This window comes from Phenylobacterium sp., assembly GCF_020253645.1.
Taxonomy (GTDB): domain Bacteria; phylum Pseudomonadota; class Alphaproteobacteria; order Caulobacterales; family Caulobacteraceae; genus Phenylobacterium.
The window spans coordinates 1-5,324 of the sequence record NZ_JADCBG010000088.1 but is presented as its reverse complement, the minus strand read 5'-3'; the positions used below and the strand labels follow the sequence as shown (position 1 = coordinate 5,324).

Annotated in this window: 7 protein-coding genes; all 7 read left to right on the top strand. The window is 68.0% G+C overall.

The genetic code is table 11. The features are described from left to right. Positions 1-959, top strand: a 959-nt coding sequence (locus INE98_RS06345; protein ID WP_293537484.1) for a CaiB/BaiF CoA-transferase family protein, incomplete at its 5' end; no start/stop codon positions are given. A gap of 48 nt (positions 960-1,007) precedes the next feature. Next, the gene (gene mce, locus INE98_RS06340; RefSeq protein WP_293537482.1) at positions 1,008-1,433 is read left to right on the top strand and encodes a methylmalonyl-CoA epimerase; all 426 of its coding nucleotides are present in this window, start codon (positions 1,008-1,010) and stop codon (positions 1,431-1,433) included. Continuing rightward, positions 1,430-1,690, top strand: a complete 261-nt coding sequence (locus tag INE98_RS06335) for a DUF1467 family protein (protein WP_293537481.1) — start codon at positions 1,430-1,432, stop codon at positions 1,688-1,690. The genes mce and INE98_RS06335 overlap by 4 nt, the downstream gene beginning before the upstream one ends. Positions 1,691-1,936: 246 nt before the next feature. Beyond that, positions 1,937-3,241, top strand: a complete 1,305-nt coding sequence (locus tag INE98_RS06330) for a lipoprotein-releasing ABC transporter permease subunit (RefSeq protein WP_293537485.1) — start codon at positions 1,937-1,939, stop codon at positions 3,239-3,241. Then, the gene (locus INE98_RS06325; protein WP_293537479.1) at positions 3,234-3,917 is read left to right on the top strand and encodes an ABC transporter ATP-binding protein; all 684 of its coding nucleotides are present in this window, start codon (positions 3,234-3,236) and stop codon (positions 3,915-3,917) included. The genes INE98_RS06330 and INE98_RS06325 overlap by 8 nt, the downstream gene beginning before the upstream one ends. A 69-nt stretch (positions 3,918-3,986) precedes the next feature. After that, a complete protein-coding gene (gene sidA, locus INE98_RS14535; protein ID WP_367120170.1) occupies positions 3,987-4,076 on the top strand; it encodes a cell division inhibitor SidA in 90 nt (29 codons plus the stop codon). Between the two features lie 118 nt (positions 4,077-4,194). Next, on the top strand, positions 4,195-5,324 hold a 1,130-nt coding region (locus INE98_RS06320), incomplete at its 3' end, for a PHP domain-containing protein (protein ID WP_293537477.1).

The window sequence follows — 5,324 nt, the reverse complement described above, 5'->3', positions numbered from 1 at the left end:
GTGCTCTTCCGATCTACAACTACCGATTTGGCGTCCGCAAGCGTCTGGGCGTGGACTACGAGGCGCTGCGCCAGATCAATCCACGGATCATTTCCTGCTCGGTCAACGCCTATGGCGATGCGGGTCCGCGGGCGCCCCTGCCGGGCTTTGACCCCCTGCTTCAGGCCGAGGGCGGCATGATGGCCGCCCAGGGCGGCGAGGCCGAACCCGTCCTGCACACCATCGCGGTCAACGATGTGGCCACCGCCGGCGTGGTCGCCTTCGGCATCATCTCGGCCCTCAACGCCCGCCGCCGGACAGGGGAGGGGCAGGAGGTCGTCACCAGCCTGCTGGCCCAGAGCCTGACCTTCCAGCTGGGAGAGGTGGTCGAATATCCCGGCCGGCCGCCAGCGCCCTCGGGCGGAGTTGACTGCCTCGGGCTCAGCCCGGTTCAACGTTACTATGAGTGCCAGGACGGATGGCTCGCAGTGGCCGCCGAGACGATCGCCGAGGCGGACGCTCTCCTGACGGTGCTGGGGACGCCGGCGGACCCCGGCGAGGCCCTCTCCGCACCCCCAGGGGGGGCGCTGGCCGAACGCGTGGCGGAACGCCTCGCCGGACAGTCGAGGGACCAGGTCCTCGCCCTGCTGACGACCGCCGGAGTACCCTGCGCCCCGTGCGTGAGAGGCTACGAGGCCTACGAGGACGCCTGGCTGGCGGAGAACCGGGTCTTCGAGGCCTGGCGGCACCGTCGTCTCGGCGAGGCGGTCGGGGTCCGCAGCTATGCGGACTTCTCGCGCACCCCCGGCGGCTTCCGCTTCCCGGTTCCCGACGCCGGCGAGCATACGCGGGAGGTTCTGGCCGAGTTCGGTCTATCGCCGGACCGCATCGAGTCCCTGCTGGCGGCCGGTGCGGTCTTCGAGCCGGCCGCCGCGCGGAGCCACCTGCGCGATGGCGGCGCGGCCCTGTTCACCCAGTGACCCGGGGTCAAGGATGACGCGGGCGCCCCGCCGGTGTATGCCTCCCGCATGATCGGAAGACTGAACCATGTGGGGGTCGCCACACCCTCGATCGCCGAGTCCGTGAAGCTTTACCGCGACGTGCTCGGCGCTACGCAGATTTCGGCGGTCAAGGCCATGCCGGAGCAGGGGGTCAATGTCTGTTTCGTCGACCTGCCCAACAGCCAGATCGAACTGATCGAGCCCCTCGGGGAGGCCTCGCCGCTGCACGGCTTCCTGGCCAGGAACCCTTCCGGCGGCCAGCACCACGTCTGCTTCGAGGTGGAGGATATCCTCGCCGCCCGCGATGACATGGCCGCCAAGGGCGCAACCGTCCTGAACAATGGCGTGCCCAGGATTGGCGCCCATGGCACGCCAGTGATCTTCGTCCACCCCCGGAACATGGGCGGCGTTCTGGTCGAACTGATGGAAACCCCCAGGGACGCACACACATGAACCCCATCACGGCCATCGCCATCTATCTGACGATATGGTGGACAGTGCTGTTCGCTGTTCTTCCCCTGGGGTCGAAGTCCCACGCCGAGGCGGGAATCAAGCCGCCGGCCGGGGGCGATCCGGCCTCACCGGTCAATCCGCGCCTCAAGGAGAAGTTTCTCCTGACGACGGTGATCTCTGCAGTCATCTTCGCGATCTTCTTCCTGCTCTTCTATTTCGAGGTGATCTCGTTCTCCCCGGTTCGCCGCTCTGGCTGAGGCGGCTTCACGCCTAGCGTAAGGGCGCCCTTGAAGCCGGATCGCCCAGGAAACCGGCGCCCACCGGGCCGGCAGTGTCCGATAGCCGCGCGGAGGGTGACGCACAGCGCAAGGCGCGCCTAATCACCCCTGCCGGCTGCGGCCGGAGCGTTCCCCGAGATGGAGAAGGCCGCCCAGCTCCCGGGCGGCCTTCTTTTCGCCTGCGAACCGGGGCATAGCGAGGGCGAGCCCAATCTTGCCGAGCCCATGACCGAGTTCCCTCCCGACGCGCCGTCTCTCCTGCGCCCAGCCGGCCCCTTCAGCCGGTGGGAGCGAATGGTCGCCGGCCGGTATCTGCGGTCCCGCCGCCGGGAGGGCGGCGTCGCCCTGATCGGCGTGATCGCGTACGTCGGGATCGCGCTCGCAGTGGCGGTCCTGATCATCGTGATGAGCGTGATGAACGGGTTCAGGGCCGAACTCCTGTCCCGGATCCTGGGCTTCAACGGCCATGTCTTCGTCACAGCGACATCGGCCGACGGTGTCGACCCCGCGGCCCTCGCCCAGAGGCTGGCCCGCCTGCCGGGGGTGGTCCAGGCCTCTCCTGTCATTGAGGGACAGGTGATGGCGGTCGGCGACGGGCAGGTCTCCGGCGCCATCGTCCGGGGTGTCTCACGTGCGGATCTGCTGGCGACGCGACTCGTCGCCGACAACATTTCGCCGGGCGGGCTCGAAGGATGGGGCGAAGGCGAATTCGGCGGGGACAGGGTGCTGGTGGGCGATCGCCTCGCCGCCGCCCTTGGTCTGCGGTCCGGCGACCCCATCACCCTGATCTCGCCCTCCGGGGCGGCCACCGCCTTCGGGGATGCGCCGCAACGCAAGACCTACATTGTCGGCGGTCTCTTTACCGTCGGCATGAGCGAGTATGACCAGACCTTCCTTTATATGCCCATCGAGCAGGCCGAGCTCTTCTTTGGTCGTGAGGGCGCCCCGGACTTCATCGAGATCAGGATCGATGAGCCCGACCGCGCCGCCGAGGTGAAGGCGCAGGTGGCGTCGCTGGCGGGTCCTGCAGCCTCCGTCTCCGACTGGACCGAGCGCAACGCCGCCTTCTGGGGGGCGCTGAAGGTCGAACGAAATGTCATGCGGCTGATCCTGATGATGCTTGTGGTCATCGCCGCCGCAAACATCATCTCGGGCCTCATCATGCTGGTGAAGAACAAGGGCCGGGACATCGCCATCCTTCGCACCATGGGGGCGGGCCAGGGCGCCATCCTGCGTATCTTCTTCATGGCGGGGGCGGCGGTCGGGGTCGCCGGCGCTCTGACCGGCCTGCTGATTGGGGTCGTCTTCTGCACCTATATCGGTCCGATCCAGCAGGCGGTGGAGTGGCTGACCGGCGCCCGGGTCTTCGCCTCCGACGTCTACTACCTCTCCCGGATTCCGGCCCGTATCGACTGGGCCGAGGTCATGCTCATCCTCGGCTGGTCGCTGGGCGCGGCCTTCCTGGCGACCCTGCCTCCGGCATGGCGCGCCAGCCGCCTCGATCCTGTGGAGGCCCTCCGTTATGAGTGAGGCTCCGGTCCTGTCCCTGAGGGATCTCCACAGGACCTACCGTTCGGGCGACCGGCTTCTGCACGTGCTCGACGGCGTGGAGCTGGATCTGGACGCCGGCGAGATCGTCGGTCTGGTCGGGCCCTCCGGCTCAGGCAAGTCGTCGCTTCTGCACGCCGCGGGTCTTCTTGAGCGGCCGACCTCCGGCCGGGTCATCGTCGAGGGCCGTGACTGCACCGACTTGTCCGAGGCGCAAAGAACGCGCATGCGGCTTTCCGCGATCGGTTTCGTCTATCAGGCCCATCACCTCTCTCCGGAGTTCACGGCGGCCGAGAATGTCATGTTGCCGCAACTGATGGCGGGGCGCACCCCCGCTGCAGCCCGTGAACGCGCCACCGCCCTGCTGGCTGAGCTTGGCCTCGCCGACCGGACCGAGCATCAGCCCGCCCAGCTGTCCGGCGGTGAGCAGCAGAGGGTGGCGGTCGCCCGTGCGCTCGCCAACCGGCCGCGGATCCTTCTTGCAGACGAGCCGACGGGAAATCTCGATCCTGACACCTCGGCCTCTGTCTTCGACAGTCTCAGAAGGGTCGTCCGGGGGCAGGGGACGGCGGCGCTCATCGCGACGCACAACCTCGAGCTCGCAGGTCGGATGGACCGGATCCTTACCCTTCGCCAGGGCCGCATCGTTCCCGCCTGAGTCCGACCCCTTGAAATGAGAACAAAAGAGGAATAGGAACATTCCACGAACACGGTTGGAGATTGAGACATGGCTCGACTTGCACGGGAATCACTGGCCTTTCTGTCGGTAGCCGGCTTTGTGTGGACAGTGTGTCAGATCGCCGTCCTGGCGGCATGACAGGTGAGACGTCCCGAAAGGGCTTCGGACCGCGAGGCGCAGCCTGGCCCGGCGGGTGCAGGCGGTCTTCCGGGCGGGACCGGGGTCTCCCAGGGACACAGGAGGGTGGGGCGGACGCATGTCGATGAAGGACGGGTTTATCCATCTGCGCGTTCGCTCGGCCTACTCATTGCTCGAAGGGGCGGTCCGCGCGGATGCGCTGGGTCAGCTCGCCCTCGGCCAAGGCATGCCGGCAGTGGCCATCGCCGACCGGGCCAACTTGTTCGGCGCCCTGGAGTTCTCTGTCATCGCCAAGGACGCCGGGGTCCAGCCCATCATCGGCTGCGCCCTGCCGGTCACCGGGATCGGCGGCCGGCCTCCTGAGCGCTGGGCGCGCACCCCCACAATCGTGCTGCTGGCCCAGTCCGAGGCGGGCTATCTCAATCTCTCCACCCTGTCCTCCATGGCCTATCTCGAAGCGGATGGCGTCGAGGAGCCTTCCGTGCCCTGGTCGGCGGTGGCGGCCCGGGCCGAGGGGCTGATCCTGCTCTCCGGGGGCGCCGACGGTCCCATAGATCCCCTGTTCGCCGCAGGGCGGACAGCAGACGGCGAGGCCGCGCTGGCGGCGATGGCGGAGGCCTTCGGCGACCGCTTCTACATTGAACTCCAGAGGCATGGCCTCGCCAGTCAGGCGGCGGCGGAGCCGGCGCTGGTGGCCTACGCCTATGCCCATGACCTGCCGCTGGTGGCGACAAACGACGTCTACTTTCCCACCGCCGACCTCTACACGGCCCACGAGGCGCTTCTCTGCATTGCGGACGGCGCCTTCATCGGTCAGGACGAACGCCGTCGGGTGACGCCGGAGCACTGGTTCAAGCCGGCGGCGGACATGCGCGCCCTGTTCGCGGATCTTCCCGAGGCCTGCGACAACACGATCGACATCGCCCGGCGTTGCGCCTTCATGGTCAAGAAGCGCGACCCCATCCTGCCGCGATTTTCCACGACGGAGGGCCGGACCGAAGAAGAGGAACTCGCCAGTCAGGCCCGGGAGGGCCTGCGCGCGCGCCTCGCCGTGCATCCGCCTGCAGTCCCGCTTGAGGCCTACGAGGCCCGGCTGGAGCAGGAAATCGCGGTCATCCAGAAGATGGGCTTCTCCGGCTACTTCCTGATCGTCTCGGACTTCATGAAGTGGGCGGTGTCGCAGGGCATTCCCGTCGGGCCGGGCCGCGGCTCGGGCGCCAGCTCCCTCGTGGCCTGGTCCCTGCTGAT

Coding starts and splice junctions, on each gene's coding strand:
- mce (WP_293537482.1), top strand. CDS start 1,008: ATGATCGGAAGACTGAACCATGTGGGGGTCGCCACACCCTCGATCGCC.
- INE98_RS06335 (WP_293537481.1), top strand. CDS start 1,430: ATGAACCCCATCACGGCCATCGCCATCTATCTGACGATATGGTGGACA.
- INE98_RS06330 (WP_293537485.1), top strand. CDS start 1,937: ATGACCGAGTTCCCTCCCGACGCGCCGTCTCTCCTGCGCCCAGCCGGC.
- INE98_RS06325 (WP_293537479.1), top strand. CDS start 3,234: ATGAGTGAGGCTCCGGTCCTGTCCCTGAGGGATCTCCACAGGACCTAC.
- sidA (WP_367120170.1), top strand. CDS start 3,987: ATGGCTCGACTTGCACGGGAATCACTGGCCTTTCTGTCGGTAGCCGGC.